Below are 18,857 nucleotides of genomic sequence, written 5' to 3'. Positions count from 1 at the left end.
CCCGAAGCGACGACACGTGACCCCGCAGCACCGCCCCGACGCCACCGCCGCCCTCACCGCCGCCCTGCGCGAGCGGGTCCTCGTGCTCGACGGCGCGATGGGGACGATGATCCAGGGCTACGGGCTCTCGGAGGCCGACTACCGGGGCGAGCGCTTCGCCGGCCACCCGAGCGAGCAGCAGGGCAACAACGACCTCCTCTCGCTCACCCGGCCCGAGATCGTGCGCGAGGTGCACCGGGGCTACCTCGAGGCGGGCGCCGACCTCGTCGAGACGAACACGTTCAACGCGCAGCGGATCTCCCTCGCCGACTACGCGATGGAGGACGTCGCCTACGAGCTCAACGTGGCGGCGGCATCCCTGGCCCGGGCCGAGGCGGACGCGATGACCGACCGCACGCCCGACCGGCCGCGCTGGGTCCTGGGCGCGCTCGGGCCGACGAACCGCACGGCATCCATCTCACCGGACGTCAACGACCCGGGAGCCCGCAACGTCACGTACGACGAGCTCGTCGAGGCCTACCTCGAGCAGGCGCGCGGGCTCGTCGACGGCGGCGCCGACGTGCTGCTCGTCGAGACGGTCTTCGACACGCTCAACGCCAAGGCCGCCGTCTTCGCCCTCGAGACGCTGTTCGCGCAGCACGGACGGCGGTGGCCGGTCATGGTGTCCGGCACGATCACCGACGCGTCCGGGCGCACGCTGTCGGGCCAGGTGACCGAGGCGTTCTGGTACTCCGTGCGGCACGCCCGCCCGCTCGCGATCGGGCTCAACTGTGCGCTCGGCGCCGGGGAGCTGCGCCCCTACGTCGCCGAGCTGTCGCGCCTCGCCGACTGCTTCGTCTCGGCGCACCCGAACGCCGGGCTGCCCAACGCGTTCGGCGAGTACGACGAGACCCCCGAGGCGATGGCCCGGGTCGTCGGCGAGTTCGCGTCCGCGGGGCTGGTCAACGTCGTCGGCGGCTGCTGCGGCACGACCCCCTCGCACATCGCGGCCATCGCGGATGCCGTTGCCGGGGCCTCGCCGCGGGAGCCGGCCGAGGTCGCGCCGGCGCTGCGCCTGGCCGGGCTCGAGCCGTGCGTCGTCGACGCCGACAGCCTGTTCGTCAACGTCGGCGAACGCACGAACATCACCGGCTCGGCCCGGTTCCGCCGGCTCATCACCGAGGACGACTACGGCACCGCGCTCGGGGTCGCCCGCCAGCAGGTCGAGGCGGGCGCCCAGGTCATCGACGTCAACATGGACGAGGGGATGATCGACGGCGTCGCCGCGATGGACCGCTTCCTCAAGCTCGTGGCCTCCGAGCCGGACATCTGCCGGGTGCCCCTCATGATCGACTCGAGCAAGTGGGAGGTCATCGAGGCCGGGCTCAAGGTGACCCAGGGCAAGCCGATCATCAACTCGATCTCGCTCAAGGAGGGCGAGGAGCAGTTCCTCACCCAGGCCCGGCTCGCGCGCCGCTACGGGGCGGCCGTCGTCGTCATGGCGTTCGACGAGGACGGGCAGGCGGACGACCTCGCGCGCCGCCGGGCGATCTGCGCCCGGGCCTACCGGCTGCTCGTCGACGAGGTCGGCTTCCCCGCCGAGGACGTCATCATCGACCCGAACATCTTCGCCGTCGCGACGGGCATCGAGGAGCACGCGGCCTACGGCACCGACTTCATCGAGGCCGCCCGCTGGATCAAGGGCAACCTCCCCCACGCCCTCGTCTCCGGCGGGGTCTCGAACGTCTCGTTCAGCTTCCGCGGGAACACGGCGGTGCGCGAGGCGATCCACGCCGTCTTCCTCTACCACGCCATCAAGGCGGGCATGGACATGGGCATCGTCAACGCCGGCGCGCTGCAGCCCTACGACACGGTCGACGAGCGGCTGCGCGACGCCATCGAGGACGTCGTGCTCAACCGGCGCCCCGACGCGACGGAGCGCCTGCTCACGATCGCCGAGGACTACCGCACGAGCGGCGAGGAGGCCGACCCCGCGGCCGCGCAGTGGCGCTCGCTGCCGGTGCGGGAGCGGATCACCCACGCGCTCGTCAAGGGCATCGACGAGCACGTCGTCGACGACACCGAGGAGCTGCGGCTCGAGATCGCCGCGGCCGGCGGGCAGCCGCTCGAGGTCATCGAGGGCCCGCTCATGGACGGGATGAACGTCGTCGGCGACCTCTTCGGCGACGGCAAGATGTTCCTCCCCCAGGTCGTGAAGTCGGCCCGGGTCATGAAGCGGGCCGTCGCCCACCTCATCCCCTTCATCGAGGCCGGGAAGGACGAGGCCGCGCGCCGCCGGAGCAAGGGGCTCGTCGTCACCGCGACGGTCAAGGGAGACGTGCACGACATCGGCAAGAACATCGTCGGGGTCGTGCTCCAGTGCAACAACTACGACGTCGTCGACCTCGGCGTCATGGTGCCGACCCAGAAGGTCCTCGACACGGCCAGGGAGGTCGGCGCCGACATCATCGGTCTGTCCGGCCTCATCACGCCGAGCCTGGACGAGATGGTGCGCGTCGCCGCCGAGATGGAGCGCCAGGGCTTCGACATCCCGCTGCTCCTCGGCGGGGCGACGACCTCGCGGGCGCACACGGCGGTCAAGGTCGACGGCCAGTACTCCGGACCGGTCGTGTGGGTCAAGGACGCCTCCCGGTCGGTCCCGGTCGTCAGCCAGCTGCTCTCGGCGGACCAGCGCGGACCGTTCCTCGACGGCGTGAGCAAGGACTTCGACGCCATCCGCGCCCGGCACGCGGCGAAGTCGGGCGAGCGCCCGCTCGCGAGCTACGACCAGGCGTGTGCCAACCGAACGCGCATCGACTGGGCCTCCTACCGGCCGATGCGGCCCCACCTCCTCGCCCAGCAGAGCGCCGACCGCTGGTCCGGCCCCCCGGACGCGCACTGGCACCGCGGACCGACCCAGTTCACCCGGGTCTGGGAGGACTTCCCGGTCGGCGAGCTGCGCCGCTACATCGACTGGACGCCGTTCTTCCTGGCGTGGGAGATCAAGGGCCGTTACCCCGACGTGCTCAACAACCCGGCGACGTCCGAGCAGGCGCGGGCCCTCTTCGACGACGCGACGGCCATGCTCGACCGCATCGAGTCCGAGCACTGGCTGACCGCCCGCGGTGTGGTCGGCATCTTCCCGGCCAACGGCATCGGGGACGACATCGAGGTCTACGCCGACGAGGCCCGCACGACCGTCCTCACGACGCTGCACGGCCTGCGCCAGCAGGGACAGCACCGCGAGGGGGTCGCCAACAAGTGCCTGTCCGACTTCGTGGCGCCCAAGGACACCGGCATCGCCGACCACGTCGGCGCCTTCTCGGTCACCGCGGGCCTCGGCATCGAGGAGCACCTCGCGGCGTTCCGGGCCGACCACGACGACTACTCCGCGATCCTGCTGGAGTCCCTCGCCGACCGGCTCGCCGAGGCGTTCGCGGAGCGCCTCCACGAGAAGGTGCGCCGCGAGCTGTGGGGCTACGCGCCCGACGAGCAGCTGACGATGGAGGACCTCGTCCACGAGCGGTACGACGGCATCCGTCCGGCCCCCGGCTACCCGGCGTGCCCCGAGCACACCGAGAAGGAGACGCTCATGGCGCTCCTCGGGGGCCCCGACCGCACCGGTGTGCGGCTCACCGAGTCGATGGCGATGTGGCCCGGTGCCTCGGTGTCGGGCTGGTACTTCGCTCACCCCGAGAGCCAGTACTTCGTCGTCGGGCGCCTCGGCCGGGACCAGGTCGAGTCGTATGCCGCGCGCAAGGGGTGGGACCTGCGCACCGCCGAGCGGTGGCTGGGCCCGACCCTGGGCTACCAGCCCGAGGACTGAGCCTCCCGCGGGGGTCCCCCGGCCCGTGGACGTGGTGAGAACCGTCGCCTGCCCGCCTCCCCGACCCCCCGACCCCCCGACTCCCCGACTCCCCGACTCCCCGACGATCATCGCCCACGTCTCGCGCGGCGTCCGCGGGCCTGTCGGCGGCCCGGCATACGGTGTGCCTCATGACCCCCGCCCTGTCCCCGAGCCGCGCCGCGGACTTCAAGCAGTGCCCGCTGCTGTTCCGGTTCAGGACCATCGACAAGCTCGAGGGCCCGCCCTCCCCCGCCGCGGCCCGGGGCACGCTCGTCCACGCCGTCCTCGAGCACCTCTTCGACCTCCCGGCGGCCGAGCGCACCCCGGCCGCGGCCGTGGCCCTCCTGGAGCCGCGCTGGGCGGCCCTCGTCGACGAGCGTCCCGAGCTCACGGCGATGATCGACGACGACGACGAGCTGACGCACGACAGCTGGCTGGCCGGGGCTCGCGCCCTCGTCGAGCAGTGGTTCGACCTCGAGGACCCCACGCGGCTCGAGCCCGCGGCGCGCGAGCTGTACGTCGAGACCCAGGTCGAGGGGCTGACCCTGCGCGGGTACGTCGACCGCCTCGACGTCGCCCCCGACGGCGCGATGCGGGTCGTCGACTACAAGACCGGCCGCTCCCCGAGCGAGCTGTTCGAGGCCAAGGCGCTGTTCCAGATGAAGTTCTACGCCCTCGTCCTGTGGCGCATCCACGGCGAGGTGCCGCGGCTGCTCCAGCTCGTCTACCTCGGCAACGGCGAGGTCGTGCGCTACGCCCCCGACGAGCGCGACCTGCGCGCCGTCGAGCGCACCGTGCGGGCGATCTGGGATGCCGTCGTGCAGGCCGCCCGCACCGGCGACTGGCGTCCGCGCACCTCGAGGCTGTGCGACTGGTGCGACTTCCGCGACCTGTGCCCGGCGTGGGGCGGCACTCCTCCGCCGCTGCCCGAGGGGGCCTCGCAGATCGCCCTCGACCCCGCCAGCTCAGGGGCGCTCGTGCCCGCCGACGACTGAGGTCGCCAGCGCAGCCCGGGCGAGGTCGGCGACTCCCGCGGGAGTCAGGCCCGCGAGCGTGTCGAGGTGCACCGCTCCCGGCAGCTCCGGCACGGCGACGACGTGCGGCACGGCGAGCGTCGGCACTCCGGCGGCGACCGCCGAGCGCACCCCCGTGGGTGAGTCCTCGATCGCCACGCAGTCCTGCGGGGCCACACCGAGCTGACGTGCGGCCGCACGGTAGGGCTCGGGGTGCGGCTTGCCGTGCGACACCTCGTCGCCGGTCACGACGACCGCGAAGGTGCCGTCGGGCAGGGCGTCCAGCACGGCATCCGCCAGCGAGCGCCACGACATCGTGACGAGGGCGCTCGGCACGTCCTCGGAGCGCAGCGCCTCGAGCAGCTCGCGGGCGCCCGGGCGCCACGGGACGTGCGCGCGCACTCGGTCGATGACCCGCAGGAGGAGCTCGTCGACGATCCGCTCGGGCTCCCACCCCACCGCGGAGTGGTCCCGGATGAAGGTCGCCGACACCATGAGGTCGTTCCCGACCAGCTGGTGCGCGAACTCGTCGCTCCACGTGCCCCCGTGCTCCTCGACGATCTCGTGCTCCGCGGCGATCCAGTAGGGCTCGGTGTCGACGAGGGTTCCGTCCATGTCCCAGAGGACCGCTGCGGGCAGGCTCATGGGGCACGAGTCTACGGAGCCGTAGGGTGGGGTCCTGACGAGAGGAGGACGCGGTGATCGAGCTCGAAGACCTGCCCGAGCTGCGGAACGCGGTCATGATCGCGGCGTTCGAGGGATGGAACGACGCCGGCGAGGCCGCGAGCGCCGTCGTCGAGCACCTCGCCGACATCTGGGACGCCGAGATGGTCGCGGCCCTCGACCCCGAGGACTACTACGACTTCCAGGTCAACCGCCCGCGGGTGCTCCTCGAGAACGGCCGGCGCCGGATCAGCTGGCGCACGACCCGGGTGCTCGTCGCCACGGACACCTCGCTGGGCCGCGACGTCGTCCTCGTCCAGGGCGTCGAGCCCTCGTTCCGCTGGCGCGCCTTCGCGATCGAGCTCATGGAGCTCGCCCAGACCGCCGACGTCACGACCGTCGTCACCCTGGGCGCCCTCATGGCCGACGTCGCCCACTCCCGCCCCATCCCGGTGTCCGCGACCTCCGACAACGAGGACACCCGGCACCGCCACGACCTCGAGATGAGCACCTACGAGGGGCCCACCGGCATCGTCGGCGTGCTCGCCGACGCCGCGAACCAGGTCGGCGTCCCCTCGATCTCGGCCTGGGCCGCCGTGCCGCACTACGCGGGGCACAGCCCGTCGCCCAAGGCCACCCTGGCCCTCGTGAGCCGCCTCGAGGAGCTCCTCGACGCGCCCATCGAGCACGGCGACCTCGACGAGGACGCGCGGGCCTGGGAGCGCGGCATCGACGAGCTGGCCTCGTCCGACGCCGAGGTCGCCGAGTACGTCGAGAGCCTCGAGGAGGCCCAGGACACCGCCGACCTGCCCGAGGCGAGCGGCGACGCCATCGCGAAGGAGTTCGAGCGCTACCTGCGCCGGCGGGGCACCGACGAGCCCTAGGTCGGCACGTCGGGGGTGTCGGCCGGCCGGCCGGTCAGCTGGTCCGTCCCGAGCGTCAGAGCCGGACGCCGAGCACGGCATCCACCGTGCGTGCCACGAGCCCCGGGGCCGCCGCGTCGTCCCACTGCCCGGCGAGCGTGCGCTCGGCCCACGCGTCGACGGCCGCGAGCGCGGCCGGGGTGTCGAGGTCGGTGGCGACGGCTGCCCGCACCTCGCCGATCGTGGATGCCGGGTCGGCGCCCTCGTTGACCGACAGGGCCTCGCGCCACCGCTCCAGGCGCGCCGTCGCGACGTCGAGCAGGTCGGGGGTGTAGTCCCAGTCGGTGCGGTAGTGCCGGTCGAGCAGGAGGAGGCGGACGGCCATCGGCTCGACGCCATCGGCCCGCAGGCGGGAGACGAGCACGAGGTTGCCCTTGGACTTGCTCATCTTCTCGCCCTCGTAGCCGACCATCGCCTGGTGGACGTAGTGCCGGGCGAAGACGTCGCCGCCGGTGAGCGCGACGGCCTGCACGGCGCTCATCTCGTGGTGGGGGAAGACGAGGTCGCTGCCACCGCCCTTGATGTCGAACGGGTGGCCGAGGTGGGCCAACGAGATCGCGGTGCACTCGATGTGCCACCCCGGGCGGCCGGCGCCGAGCATGAGGTCCTCCCACGACGGCTCGCCCGCACGGGCGGCACGCCACAGCAGTGGGTCGAACCGGTTGCGCTTGCCGGCCCGGTCCGGGTCGCCGCCGCGGTCCGCGAACACGGCATCCATCTGCTCCGGCGACCACCCCGACACCTCGCCGAACGAGGGAGCCTCGGCCAGGTCGAGGTAGATGTCCTCGCCCGAGCCCTCCGCGGCCGGGACGGGCACCCGGTACGCCGCGCCGCGGGCGACGAGCGCCCGCACCGCATCGGTGATCTCGTCCATCGACTCGACGACCCCCACGAGGTCGTCGGGGGGGATCACCGCGAGGGCGGTCATGTCCTCGCGGAAGAGCTCGATCTCGGAGGTGGCGAGCTCGCGCCAGTCGCGGCCGTCGCGCGCCGCGCGCTCGAGGAGCGGGTCGTCGACGTCGGTGACGTTCTGGACGTACTCGACCCGGTGGCCGGTGTCGCGCAGCACGCGACCGACGACGTCGAAGGTGACGTACGTGGCGGCGTGCCCGAGGTGCGTCGCGTCGTAGGGGGTGATGCCGCACACGTAGAGCCGCGCGACGGGCCCGGCGTCGACGGGACGCACCGACCTCGTCCGGGTGTCGTAGAGGGCGAGCGGGTCACCCTGGCCGGGCACGGCGGGGACGAACGGGGCGGGCCACGACTTCACCGGGCAAGACTACGGGGCGGCGGCTACAGCGCCGGCCACGGGATGGCCGGCCAGCCGGGCTGGGGGTGCGGGTGCCGTCGCGTGCGCAGCAGCGCCTCGGTGCGGGCCCGCAGGGCCCGGACCTCGGCCCGGGTGAGCAGGTCGGCGAGCTCGGCGGCCAGGTCGGCGGCGAGGGCGTCGAGGAGGGTCTCGAGGCGGCCGACGTCGGCCGCCGGCAGCCGGTCACCCGCCCAGCCCCAGAGCACGGTGCGCAGCTTGGGCTCGACGCCCAGGCTCACCCCGTGGTCGCACCCCCGCACGACGGCACCGTCGCGCAGGAGGTGTCCGCCCTTGCGGTCGGAGTTGTTGAGCACGGCGTCGAGGACGGCGACGGTGCGCAGGGCGGGCTCGCGGCTGTGCGAGACGACGACCGGCTCGCCGGCCGGGGTGCGTCCTTCGAGCACGACGACCCAGCCCTCGTGCACCTCCCCCGCCGGCGTGACGTCGACGAGCGCCTCGCGGGGCCCTTCGACCGGGCCGACCCACAGCTGGACCGAGCCGGGGCCGAGTGGCCCGTCGCGCAGCACCGTCGGCGGGACGACGTCGAACCCGCCGGCCGCGCTCACGAGGTAGGCGGCCCGCTCGCGGGCGACGAGGGTGCCGTCGGGGTAGTCCCAGAGCGGCCGCTCGTGCGCCTCCGGCTTGTGGATGACGAGCACCGGCCCGCCCGACGCGGGCGACGGTCCACCGGACGCGGCCCCGGCATCCACGGAGCACAGCAGCGCGCCGTTCGAGGAGTCGACGATCCGCCCGACGGGGGTGAGGTGCCCGGTCGTGAGGAGCTCGACGAGCTCAGCGTCGGTAGCCGTTGGCACGGGGGCAGATGTGGCCGGTGGGGTCGAGCGGCTGGCCGCAGAACGGGCACGACGGACGCCCGGCGGAGACGACGCGGGCGCAGCGCCGGGCGAAGGCCCGGGCCGCCTGCGGGCTGAGCACGACGCGCAGCGTCTGGACGGGTGACCTCGGGGCGGTCGGCTCCCCGGCCTCGGGGTCGCCGGCCAGGTCGGCCTCGTCGGTCTCCTCGGGGTCCTGGTCATGGCACTCGATGACGACGACGCGGCGGGTCGGGTCCCAGGCGAGGGCAAGGGTGTCGACGCGGAACTCGTCCTCGATGGGGGTGGCGAGCGGGGCGGTGTCACCGTCGCCGACGGGTTCGGTCGCGGTGCCCTCGGCGTGGGCGTCGAGCAGGTCGTTGACCCGGTCGGCGAGCACGCTGACCTGCAACTTCTCGAGCGAGACGGACACGAGGCGGCCCCCACCGCTCGCCTGGAGGAAGAACGTGCGGCCGCCGGGCGGCCCGACGGTCCCGGCGACGAAGCGCTCGGGCGGGTCGAACACGGTGGATGCCATGTCCACCACCCTAGATCGAGAACCCCACGGGCAGCTCGAGGCGGTGGCGAGCCATGAGCTCGGCGTCCCCGAGCACGTCGCGGGTGGCCCCGTCGGCCACGACGGTGCCCTCGGAGAGGACCACCGAGCGCTCGCACAGCTCGACCGCGTACGGCAGGTCGTGGGTCACCATGAGCACGGTGACGTCGAGCGAGCGCAGGATGTCGGCGAGCTCGCGCCGCGAGGCCGGGTCGAGGTTGGACGACGGCTCGTCGAGGACGAGGATCTCCGGCCGCATGGCGAGCACGGTCGCGATGGCGACCCGTCGGCGCTGGCCGAACGACAGGTGGTGCGGGGCTCGGTCGGCGAGGTCGGCGACCCCGACGAGGGCGAGGGCCTCCCGCACCCGCTCCTCGAGCTCGGCACCCCGCAGGCCGAGGTTCGCCGGCCCGAACGCGACGTCGTCGCGCACCGTCGGCATGAAGAGCTGGTCGTCGGGGTCCTGGAACACGATGCCCACCCGGCGCCGCACCTCGAGGAGCGTCTCGGTGCCGACCGGCAGGCCGGACACCGTCACGGTCCCCCGGCCGGGGGTGAGGATCCCGTTGAGGTGCAGCACGAGCGTCGTCTTGCCGGCGCCGTTCGGGCCGAGCAGGGCGACCCGCTCCCCGGGGTGGACGTGCAGGTCGACGCCGAAGAGCGCCTGCTGACCGCCGGGGTAGGCGTACGCGACGCCACGCAGGTCGAGGACGGGGACGCTCACAGGACGCGCACCGCCACGGATGCCGTCGCGGCCACCACCGCGGGCGTCACCGCGAGCACCCACTGGGCCGGGGTGGCCGTCAAGGCGGTGACGACGGGCAGCCGGCCTGTGAAGCCCCGGCTGAGCATCGCCAGGTGCACCCGTTCCCCGCGCTCGTAGCTGCGCACGAACAGGGCCCCGGAGCCGGCGGCGAGCACCGGCCAGGCCCGCACCCCGCGGCCGCGGAAGGCCCGGGACTCGCGCGCGACCCGCATCCGCCCCAGCTCGTCGGTGACGACGCCGAGGTAGCGGACCATGAACGACAGCACGATGACGACGAGGTCGGGGGCCCGCAGCCGCTGGAGCGCCGCGACGAGGTCGGTGGGGCGGGTCGTCACGGCGAACGCGACGGCGGCGAGCACGCCGGTCAGCCCCTTCGCGAGGACACTCCAGGCCGCGGCGAGCCCGGAAGTGCTCACCGTGACGGGCCCGAGCTGCTCGTGCGGGCCGGTCGCCACGAAGGGGAGGACGAGGGCGAAGACGACGACCGGCAGGGCGACCGCGAGGCGGGGCAGGAGGTGGCGCCAGGCCACCGCCGTCGAGGCCAGCGTGAGGGCGGCCACCCCGAGCAGGCCGGCGAGGACGAGGGGAGCCCCGGCCGGCACCGAGACGACGGCGAGCACGAAGAGCACGAGGCCGACGAGCTTCGCGTGCGGCGGGAGCCGGTGCAGGGCCGAGGAGCCGTCGACGTGCAGGCGGGCGGTGTGGCCGGTGCCCACGTCACCCCTCCCGGTCGGCTGGCTCGAGGCTCCCCGGGTCGGCGGGCCCACGGCGCAGCCAGCCGAGGAGCAGGGCCATGACGAGGGCAACGACGCCGACCCCGACGAGGCCGGCCAGTCCCCCGGAGAGCCTCGAGTCGGCCACCCCGGGCGCGGCGTAGTCGGCGAGCGGCGACCCGGCGGCAACGGACTCCCGGGCCGTGTCCGCGAACCCCAGGCTCTCCGCGACGTGCTCGAGGCCGTCGGGGTGGGACGACGCCCAGGCCGAGACGACCGCCGCGACGAGGAGCGAGAGCACCAGGCCGGTGACGACGACGGTGCGGGTGCTGGGGCGGGGCCGTCGGCGGCTCACGCGGCCACCGGCGGGCGGACGACGAGGTCGGCGCGCGGCAGCACCGGACGGGCCCCGTGGACGAGGTCGGGGCGGGTCGCGACGAGGCTCGAGACGACGAGGAAGGTGATGGTCGCCTCGCCGAGGCCGATGAGCAGGTGCCACGTCCCCATCGCGGTCACGAGCGCGTCGAGGGGGATCGGCGCCGCGCCACCGACGGCGTAGAGCCCGACGAACACCATCGCCACCGCGACGACCGAGAGGAGGGCGCCCGCCGCTGCGGCGACCGGAACGAACGGCAGGCGTGCGGGCAGCACCGCGCGGGCGGCGACGAAGCCGGCGTACCCGACCCACGGGCCGACGACCGCGAGCAGGAGCACGTTCGTGCCGAGCGCGCTCACTCCCCCGTCGGCGAAGAGCAGGGCCTGCACGGTGACGACGACGGTGAGGCAGACCGTGGCCGTGCGCGGGCCGACGAGCACCGCGGCGAGGGCCCCACCGAGCAGGTGGCCCGACGTCCCCGCCCCCACCGGGAAGTTGACCATCTGGGCCGCGAAGACGAAGACGGCGACGAGCCCGGCGAGCGGCGCGACGCGGTCGTCGAGCTCGCGACGGGCTCCGCGCAGCGCGTAGCCGACCGCCCCGAGGGCCACGACGGCCGTGGCGACGGACGTCGGCGCGTCGAGGAAGCCGTCGGGGACGTGCACGGGTGCTCCTACCGGTCGCGGGCCTTGTTGCTCATGAGTTGCAACAAGACTACCCGGGGTCAGCCCTGCCCGCCGCTCCCACCCCCGACCTCGGAGTCCCCGGCCGGGGCGTGCCTCGGCACGGCGACGAGGGGTGCGAGGTCACCGTCGACCGTGTTGCTCGCGAGGAGCACCATCCGGGTTCGGGTGAGCTGCACCGCGGTGATGCTCCCGGGGTCCACCCGCACCCGCTGCAACCCGGCGAGGCCGGCCCCCACGGCCTCGGCGACCACCGACTTGATGGGGTCGCCGTGGCTCACCGCGACCCACACGGCATCCCGGCCGTGCTCCGCCTCGACCTCGGCGTCGAGGGCTCGGACGGCGCCGACGACGCGGGCGGCCATCTCCCCGAGCGACTCGGTGCGGAAGTGCTCGTGCGCGGGGAAGGTCGCGGTCGCGGGGTCGTCCTGCACGACGCGCCAGAGGTCGTCGCGGGCGGCGTCGGCGAGTGGTCGGCCGGTCCACGCGCCGTAGTGGCACTCGCCGAGGCGCTCGTCGACGAGGACGTCGTGGCCCTCGAGCGCGATGGATGCCGTCTCGGCGCACCGCTGCAGGGGGCTCGACACGGCCCGGGCGATGGTGAGGGGGGCGAGCCGCTGGGCGACCCGTGCCGCCTGGGCGCGCCCGGTGTCGGTGAGCCCCACCCCCTCGGTCCACCCGGCGAGGATCCCGTCGGCGTTCGCGGTCGAGTGACCGTGGCGCAGGAGCAGGACGATGGCCACGAGGCGACATCGTATGCCGCGCGCCGTCGATGCCGCGTGCGGGCGCCGGCGCTCCGACACAATGGCCCTCGTGATCGTCGACCAGGCCCTGTACGCGGGTGGGACGCGCCGCCCGTGCGGTGACCTCAGCGACGAGCTCGCCGCACTGCGCAGCAGCGGCGCACCCGGCGACTTCCTGTGGATCGGGCTCAAGGACCCGACGCTCGCCGAGTTCGACGAGGTCAACGACGAGCTGGGGCTGCACCCGCTCGCCGTCGAGGACGCGATCAAGGGTCGCCAGCGGGCCAAGGTCGAGCTCTACGACACGAGCGTCTTCGTCGTGCTCAAGCCCCTGCGCTACGTCGAGGAGTCCTCGGACATCGAGACCGGGGAGCTCATGTGCTTCGTCGGGGACCGGTTCATCGTCACGGTGCGCCGCGGCGAGGCGAGCCCGCTGACGGGTCTGCGGCACCGGCTCGAGGCCGACCCGGAGGCGCTCCGGCGGGGGCCGATGGGCGTGCTGCACGCCATCGTCGACCTCGTCGTCGACGGCTACCGGGTCATCGACGAGGAGGTCGGCACCGACCTCGAGGACATCGAGACGCGGGTCTTCTCCGACGACGGCATCGACTCCTCGACGATCTACCGGCTCAAGCGGGAGGTCCTCGAGTTCCGTCGGGCCGCGGCTCCCCTGGCCGCGCCGCTGCACGCGCTCCACGCCACCGACCACCCGCACGTCACCGACCACGAGCTGCGGCTGCTCTTCCGCGACGTGTCCGACCACCTCCAGTCCGTCATCGAGCACGTCGAGTCCTACGACCGGCTGCTCACCGACGTGCTCGGCGCGCACCTGGCCCAGGTGACGGTGCAGCAGAACTCCGACATGCGCCGGATCTCCGCGTGGGTGGCGATCGCGGCCGTGCCGACGATGGTCGCGGGCATCTACGGGATGAACTTCGAGTTCATGCCCGAGCTCGTCGCGAGCGTCGACGTCGGGGGCCGCGAGGTCCACTACGGCTACTTCGCCGTGGTCACGCTCATGGCGGTGGCGTGCCTGGGCCTGTTCCGGGCGTTCAAGCGCAGCGGCTGGCTCTGACCCCGGACGGCGCCGGGGCGGCGCTCGTGGGTGCGTCGCCGGACATGCCGTGGGGTCGTGGACGATGACTCCCCTCCGTGGTGCGTCCACCAACAGGCAGTGGGGGCCTCGGACGCCCGTTGCTCGTGCTCAGCACGCGATCCGGCCACGACCACTGCCTGTTGGTGGACTCGCTCGCGAGCGTGTCCGACCCCGACGGGCCGGGCGGCTCGTCGGTCAGGTGGCGGTGATCCAGCCCGCGGACAGGGCCACCGCGACCCCGAGGCCGAGGGCGACGCGGTACCAGATGAAGGGCCTCAGCGAGTTCGTGGCAACGAACCGCAGCAGCCAGGCGATCGAGGCGTACGCCGTGACGAAGGCGACGACGACGCCGACGGCCATCTGCCCGACGCCGAGCGCGATGACGGCCTCGGTGCCGCGCGCGGCCTCGAAGAGCCCGGCCGCGGTGAGGGCGGGGATCGCCATGAAGAACGACAGCTCGGTGGCGGTCACGCGGTCGATGCCGCGGATGAGGCCGGCGGAGATCGTCGCACCGGATCGCGAGACGCCCGGGATGAGGGAGAAGCACTGGACGAGCCCGATGACGAGGCCGTCCTTGAGCGTCACGCCGTGCTCGTCGCGCTGGTCGCCGACCGCCTCGAGCTGGTCGTGGCGGCGCTCGGCGTACCAGATGACCCCGCTCCACAGGATGAGGGCCGCGGAGACGACCCACAGGCTGCGCAGCGCCCCCGAGATGAGGTCGCGGGCGAGGAAGCCCACGATGCCCACCGGCAGGGAGCCGACGATGACGACCCACGCGAGCCGGTAGTCCGGGTCGCTGCGCCCCTGCACCGAGCGCAGACCCCGCACCCAGGCCAGGAACAGCCGGGCGATCTTCGCGGCGAAGTAGAGGAAGGTCGCCGCGATCGCACCGATCTGGATGATGGCCGTGTATGCCGTCACGGCGGGGTCGTCGACGGGCAGGCCGAGCAGCTGCTCGGTGATGGTGAGGTGCCCGGTCGAGCTGATCGGCAGGAACTCGGTCAGTCCCTCGACGACACCGAGGACGACGGCCTGGAAGTAGGTGAGTTCGACGGGCACGACCCGACATCCTAGGTCAGGCCGTGCCGGCCCCGGTCAGGGTGTCTCCGGGCCCGAGGGGGCTGCGGGCCGGTCCGCGGAGGCGGCCAGGGCCGCGGCGACGGTCCGCAGGACCCGGGCCCGGTCGACGGTGGTCAGGGCGAACGGGGCGACGCTCAGCGTCGTCACGCCCGCCGCCGCGTACCGGCCGATCCGCTGCGCGATGCGCTCCGGCGGGCCGACGAGGGCCGTGGCGTCGACGAGCTCGAAGGGCACGGCGGCCGCCGCGTCCCGGGCGCGACCCTCGAGGTAAAGGGCCTGGACCTCGTCGGCGACGTCCGCGAACCCCATCCGGCGCACGAGGGAGTTGTAGAAGTTCTGCGTGCGGCTGCCCATGCCACCGACGTAGAGGGCGGTGTAGGAGGCCACGGCGGCCCGGCCGACCTCGAGGTCGTCGGTCACGACGACCGGGACGGTCGCGACGACGTCGAACCCGGCCATCGGGTCAGCCCCCTCCCCCGCGCCGGCGGCGACGCGACCGGCGCGCACGGCATCCACCTGGTCGGCGCAGTGCTCGGGTGAGAGGAAGATCGCGAGCCAGCCGTCGGCGACCTCCCCCGCGAGGCGCAGGTTCCGCGGCCCGACGGCGGCCAGGTAGAGCGGCAGGTCGGCCCGCTGCGGCCGGATCGTCAGCCGCAGGGCCTTTCCGGGGCCGTCCGGCAGCGGCAGGGTGAAGTGCTCACCGGCGTACCGCACCTGCTCACGGCGCAGCGCCATCCGCACGATGTCGACGTACTCGCGGGTGCGCGCGAGCGGCGCCGCGAAGCGCACGCCGTGCCAGCCCTCGCTCACCTGGGGCCCCGACACCCCCAGCCCGAGGTGGAAGCGGCCACCGGACAGCGTGTCGAGCGTCGCCGCGGTCATCGCCGTCATGGCCGGGGTGCGGGCCGGGATCTGCATGACCCCGGCGCCCAGGCCGATCGTCGAGGTCTGGGCCGCGAGCCAGGCGAGCACCGTGGGGGCGTCGGATCCGTAGGCCTCCGCCACCCAGGCCTGCGCGTACCCGAGCTGCTCCGCCACCTGGACGAGCTCGAGGGTGTCCCTGTCCAGTCCCATGCCCGCGTATCCGCAGGTGATCGCCAGCCGCATGGCGCCCACCGTAGCGAGCGAGCCGGGCGATAGGGTCGCAGCCATGCGGACGCGGCGCCTCGGCAGCTCGGGGCTCGCCGTCTCGCGGCTCGCCCTCGGGACGATGGCGTGGGGCACCCGAACCTCCCCCGAGGACGCCCGCGACCTGCTCGCCGCCTTCCGCTCGGCCGGCGGCACACTCGTCGACACGGCCCACGGGTACGCCGGGGGCCTCGCCGAGGAGCTGCTCGGAGACCTGCTCGAAGGGCCGGACCGCGACGAGGTCGTGCTCGTCACGAAGTCCGGCATCAGCCGGGCCACGGGGGCCCGGGTCGTCGACTGCTCGCGCCGGGCGATGATGCACCAGCTCGAGACGTCGTTGCGGCGCCTGCGCACCGACCACGTCGACGTGTGGCTCGCCCACACGTGGGACGAGGAGACGCCGGTCGAGGAGACGGTCAGCGCGCTCGTGTGGGCGGTGGAGTCGGGCCGGGCCCGCTACGTCGGGGTGTCGAACCACGTCGGCTGGCAGGCGGCGCGCACGATGTCCCTGCTCGCGGCATCCGGCGTTCCGCTCGTCGCGAACTCGGTCGAGTACAGCCTCGTCGCCCGGATGCCGGAGCGCGAGCTCGTCGACGCCGCCGGCGCCCTGGGGTTCGGCCTCCTGCCCTGGTCGCCCCTCGGCCGCGGAGTGCTCGCCGGGCGCTACCGCACGAGGCTCACGGCGGACTCGCGACTGGCCTCCGACGAGTTCGCCGGGTTCGCGGGACGGCACGTCGGCGACCACACTCACGGCGTCGTCGAGGCGGTGCACACCGCGGCCACCGGGCTCGGCGTGGCCCCCGCGGTCGTGGCCCTCGCGTGGGTGCGCGACCGTCCGGGCGTGACCGCGCCGGTCGTCGGGCCGCGCACGCCGGCCCAGCTCGCCACGCTGCTCGAGTCCGAGGCGGTGGAGCTGCCGGAGCAGATCGTCCAGGCCCTCGACGAGGTCTCCGCCGACCACGCCTGAGCAGACCCTGAGGGCTCAGCGGTCGTCGGGGTCCGTGTCGTCGCCCTCGTCGCCCTCGTCGTCGCCGTCGGAGTCCTCGGACTCCTCGTCGTCGTCCTCGTCGAAGTCGATGTCGTCGTCCAGCCCCGAGTACAGCTGGGTGCCGTCGCCGTCCTCGTCGTCGTGGTCGTCGAGCGCCTCGGTGTCCTCGGTGCCGTCGCCCTCGTCGCCGTCGCCCTCGTCGGTGTAGATGTCGAGGGGGGTCATCTCTCCGTACGCGTCGTAGAGCGCGCCGTCGTAGGCCTCGAAGGCGTCCGCGAGGTCCTCGTAGGCGGCGACCACGGTGGGGTCGTCGTCCCCGTGACGGGTGCTGCTCGCCTCCAGGTGGCGTTCGAAGGCTGCGACGAGCTGGTTCAGTGCGGCACGCGGGTCGGCGCTCATGGTGCTGACGCTACTCGTCCTTGGGCACAATGTGGCGATGGTCGAGTACGAGTACCTCACTCTGTCCTTCGGGCGGGGCACCGACCGCGCCGACATCCGCCGACGGCTCACCGAGCACGCCGAGTACGGCCGCTGGGAGCTCGAGCGCACCCGCATCTACGTGGGCGGGCGCACCCGAACCCGGCTGCGGCGCAGGATCATCCGGCCGCGGCCCACGCGGGGCGCCTCGGCCTGAGCACGTCCCGGCCCGCGGTCGGTCAGCCGGGTCGTCAGCAGGTCGCAGCCCACGCGGGGCGCTTCGGCCCGAGCACGTCCCGGCCCCCGGTCGGTCAGCTGGGTCGTCAGCAGGTCGCGATGAGCCGCCCGAGCACGCGGGTGCCGAACCGCAGCGACTCGACGGGCACGCGCTCGTCGACGCCGTGGAACATCGGCGCGAAGTCGAGGTCGGCGGGCAGGCGCAGCGGCGCGAAGCCGTAGCCCGTGATGCCGAGGAGCGACAGCGCCTTGTTGTCGGTGCCGCCCGACAGGCAGTACGGCAGGACCTCCGCCTCCGGGTCCTCGGTGCGCAGCGCCGCGACCATCGCCTCGACGAGATCGCCCTCGAAGGGCGCGTCGAGGGCGATGTCGCGGTTGAGCACCTCGATGTCGACGTGCTCCCCGACGAGGTCGGCGATCGTCGCCATGAGCTGCTCCTCGTGGCCGGGCAGGAAGCGGCAGTCGACGTTGGCGCTCGCGTGCTGCGGGATGACGTTGTGCTTGTAGCCGGCGTCGAGCATCGTGACGTTGCTCGTGTCCTGCAGGGTGCCGCGCACGAACCCCTGGGCGCCGCCGAGGTGGGCGAGCAGCTCCTCGAGGTCCTCGTCGGACCAGCTCGTGCCGGTGAGCTCGGCGAGGCCGTCGAGCAGGGTGCGCACCGAGGGGATGTACTCGCGGGGCCATTTGTGCGCGGCGATCCGCGCGATGGCCTCGGCGAGCCGGACGATCGCATTCTCGTCGTTGGGCACCGACCCGTGCCCGGCCCGGCCGTGCGCGGTGAGCCGAAGCCACGCGATGCCCTTCTCCGCCGTCTGGAGGAGGTAGGTGCGGCGCTCCTCACCGTCGCGGTCGGTCACCGTGACGCTGTAGCCACCGACCTCGCTGATCGCCTCGGTGACGCCGTCGAACACCTCGGGATGCCGCTCGACGAGGAAGTGCGAGCCCTTGCGGCCGCCGGCCTCCTCGTCGGCGAAGAAGACGACGACGAGGTCCCGTGGCGGCACGGTGGCGGTGCGGGCGAGGTCGCGCACGCAGGCCAGGATCATGGCGTCCATGTCCTTCATGTCGACGGCGCCGCGGCCCCAGATGCAGCCGTCGCGTTCCTCGCCGGCGAACGGGTCGACCGACCAGTCGGCGGCGTTGGCCGGCACGACGTCGAGGTGGCCGTGGATGCACAGCGCACCCCGCTCCCGGTCGGCGCCCGGGATGCGCACGACGACGCTGACCCGCCCCGGGTCGCTCTCGAACGTCTGCGGCTCCAGGCCGACCTCGCGCAGCTTGGCCACGACGTACGCCGCCGCCTCCGCCTCTCCGGGGCCGCTCCCGTCACCGAAGTTGCTCGTGTCGATGCGGATGAGGTCCCGGCAGATCTCGACGACCTCGTCCTCGGCGCGGGTCACGGTGTCGCTCATGGCGACCACCATAGGCGGCGGCGGGCCACCCGGGCGGGGCCGCGGAGCCGGACGGATCATGTTGCCTCACGTCAAGATGCCCGCGTGGTGTGAGTCGTTGACTCACGTGGGTTTGC

At 73.6% G+C, this 18,857-nt stretch carries 19 protein-coding genes; 6 read left to right on the top strand and 13 right to left on the bottom strand.

Going from position 1 to position 18,857, the window contains the following annotated elements; all coding sequences use genetic code 11:
* The first annotated feature begins 16 nt into the window (after positions 1-16).
* Both metH and ABD899_RS09220 read left to right on the top strand, forming a co-directional pair.
* Positions 17-3,805 carry a methionine synthase gene (gene metH / locus ABD899_RS09225; protein WP_345204920.1) on the top strand — a complete coding sequence of 1,263 codons (3,789 nt, stop codon included), beginning with the start codon at positions 17-19 and terminating at the stop codon, positions 3,803-3,805.
* A 170-nt stretch (positions 3,806-3,975) separates the two neighbouring features.
* Positions 3,976-4,821 (top strand): RecB family exonuclease, encoded by an 846-nt coding sequence (locus ABD899_RS09220; RefSeq protein WP_345204918.1) that lies wholly within the window; start codon positions 3,976-3,978, stop codon positions 4,819-4,821.
* Here the strand turns inward: ABD899_RS09220 and ABD899_RS09215 are convergent.
* Positions 4,792-5,484: an HAD family hydrolase gene (locus ABD899_RS09215; protein ID WP_345204916.1), complete on the bottom strand. Its 693-nt coding sequence runs from the start codon at positions 5,482-5,484 to the stop codon at positions 4,792-4,794. The genes ABD899_RS09220 and ABD899_RS09215 overlap by 30 nt on opposite strands.
* 53 nt (positions 5,485-5,537) lie before the next feature.
* On the opposite strand from ABD899_RS09215, the gene ABD899_RS09210 reads away from it, so the two are divergent.
* A complete protein-coding gene (locus tag ABD899_RS09210) occupies positions 5,538-6,386 on the top strand; it encodes a PAC2 family protein (RefSeq protein WP_345204914.1) in 849 nt (282 codons plus the stop codon).
* A 55-nt stretch (positions 6,387-6,441) separates the two neighbouring features.
* On the opposite strand, the gene mshC is transcribed toward ABD899_RS09210, so the two are convergent.
* From mshC to ABD899_RS09170, 8 genes are read right to left on the bottom strand one after another with little or no spacing between them, the layout of a single operon-like run.
* Complete coding sequence (gene mshC, locus ABD899_RS09205) at positions 6,442-7,695, bottom strand: cysteine--1-D-myo-inosityl 2-amino-2-deoxy-alpha-D-glucopyranoside ligase (RefSeq protein WP_345204913.1); 1,254 nt, start codon at positions 7,693-7,695, stop codon at positions 6,442-6,444.
* A 23-nt stretch (positions 7,696-7,718) separates the two neighbouring features.
* Positions 7,719-8,549 carry an SCO1664 family protein gene (locus ABD899_RS09200; protein ID WP_345204912.1) on the bottom strand — a complete coding sequence of 277 codons (831 nt, stop codon included), beginning with the start codon at positions 8,547-8,549 and terminating at the stop codon, positions 7,719-7,721.
* Positions 8,527-9,084, bottom strand: coding sequence for a DUF3090 domain-containing protein (locus ABD899_RS09195; protein ID WP_345204910.1), 558 nt, complete (start codon positions 9,082-9,084; stop codon positions 8,527-8,529). The genes ABD899_RS09200 and ABD899_RS09195 overlap by 23 nt, the downstream gene beginning before the upstream one ends.
* A 10-nt stretch (positions 9,085-9,094) precedes the next feature.
* Positions 9,095-9,826: an energy-coupling factor ABC transporter ATP-binding protein gene (locus ABD899_RS09190; RefSeq protein WP_345204907.1), complete on the bottom strand. Its 732-nt coding sequence runs from the start codon at positions 9,824-9,826 to the stop codon at positions 9,095-9,097.
* A complete protein-coding gene (cbiQ, locus tag ABD899_RS09185; protein ID WP_345204904.1) occupies positions 9,823-10,584 on the bottom strand; it encodes a cobalt ECF transporter T component CbiQ in 762 nt (253 codons plus the stop codon). The genes ABD899_RS09190 and cbiQ overlap by 4 nt, the downstream gene beginning before the upstream one ends.
* A gap of 1 nt (position 10,585) precedes the next feature.
* Positions 10,586-10,936: a PDGLE domain-containing protein gene (locus ABD899_RS09180; RefSeq protein WP_345204903.1), complete on the bottom strand. Its 351-nt coding sequence runs from the start codon at positions 10,934-10,936 to the stop codon at positions 10,586-10,588.
* A complete protein-coding gene (locus ABD899_RS09175) occupies positions 10,933-11,622 on the bottom strand; it encodes an energy-coupling factor ABC transporter permease (protein ID WP_345204902.1) in 690 nt (229 codons plus the stop codon). Before ABD899_RS09175 ends, ABD899_RS09180 begins: the two co-directional genes overlap by 4 nt.
* Before the next feature lie 59 nt (positions 11,623-11,681).
* On the bottom strand, positions 11,682-12,383 hold the full coding sequence (locus ABD899_RS09170; RefSeq protein WP_345204901.1) for an MSMEG_4193 family putative phosphomutase: 702 nt from the start codon (positions 12,381-12,383) through the stop codon (positions 11,682-11,684).
* Between the two features lie 70 nt (positions 12,384-12,453).
* Here ABD899_RS09170 and ABD899_RS09165 point away from each other — a divergent pair, with 70 nt between their 5' ends.
* Positions 12,454-13,458: a magnesium and cobalt transport protein CorA gene (locus ABD899_RS09165; RefSeq protein ID WP_345204899.1), complete on the top strand. Its 1,005-nt coding sequence runs from the start codon at positions 12,454-12,456 to the stop codon at positions 13,456-13,458.
* 216 nt (positions 13,459-13,674) lie between these two features.
* Here ABD899_RS09165 and ABD899_RS09160 read toward each other — a convergent pair whose 3' ends face one another.
* Both ABD899_RS09160 and ABD899_RS09155 read right to left on the bottom strand, forming a co-directional pair.
* Positions 13,675-14,538, bottom strand: a complete 864-nt coding sequence (locus ABD899_RS09160; RefSeq protein WP_345204897.1) for an undecaprenyl-diphosphate phosphatase — start codon at positions 14,536-14,538, stop codon at positions 13,675-13,677.
* A 36-nt stretch (positions 14,539-14,574) separates the two neighbouring features.
* Positions 14,575-15,666 (bottom strand): LLM class F420-dependent oxidoreductase, encoded by a 1,092-nt coding sequence (locus ABD899_RS09155; protein WP_345204896.1) that lies wholly within the window; start codon positions 15,664-15,666, stop codon positions 14,575-14,577.
* Positions 15,667-15,709: 43 nt separating this feature from the next.
* On the opposite strand from ABD899_RS09155, the gene ABD899_RS09150 reads away from it, so the two are divergent.
* Positions 15,710-16,654 carry an aldo/keto reductase gene (locus ABD899_RS09150; protein ID WP_345204894.1) on the top strand — a complete coding sequence of 315 codons (945 nt, stop codon included), beginning with the start codon at positions 15,710-15,712 and terminating at the stop codon, positions 16,652-16,654.
* Between the two features lie 15 nt (positions 16,655-16,669).
* Here the strand turns inward: ABD899_RS09150 and ABD899_RS09145 are convergent, their stop codons facing one another.
* Entirely contained in the window at positions 16,670-17,074 is a 405-nt protein-coding gene (locus tag ABD899_RS09145) for a hypothetical protein (RefSeq protein WP_345204891.1), read from the bottom strand.
* 37 nt (positions 17,075-17,111) lie between these two features.
* On the opposite strand from ABD899_RS09145, the gene ABD899_RS09140 reads away from it, so the two are divergent.
* Complete coding sequence (locus ABD899_RS09140) at positions 17,112-17,309, top strand: DUF5703 family protein (RefSeq protein WP_345204888.1); 198 nt, start codon at positions 17,112-17,114, stop codon at positions 17,307-17,309.
* Between the two features lie 106 nt (positions 17,310-17,415).
* Here ABD899_RS09140 and ABD899_RS09135 read toward each other — a convergent pair whose 3' ends face one another.
* Entirely contained in the window at positions 17,416-18,741 is a 1,326-nt protein-coding gene (locus tag ABD899_RS09135; protein ID WP_345204886.1) for a M20/M25/M40 family metallo-hydrolase, read from the bottom strand.
* Positions 18,742-18,857 lie beyond the last annotated feature (116 nt).

This window comes from Fodinibacter luteus (assembly GCF_039541575.1).
Taxonomy (GTDB): Bacteria; Actinomycetota; Actinomycetes; order Actinomycetales; family Dermatophilaceae; genus Fodinibacter; species Fodinibacter luteus.
Note: the sequence above shows the minus strand (reverse complement) of the source record. Positions and strands in the feature narration are given on the sequence as shown.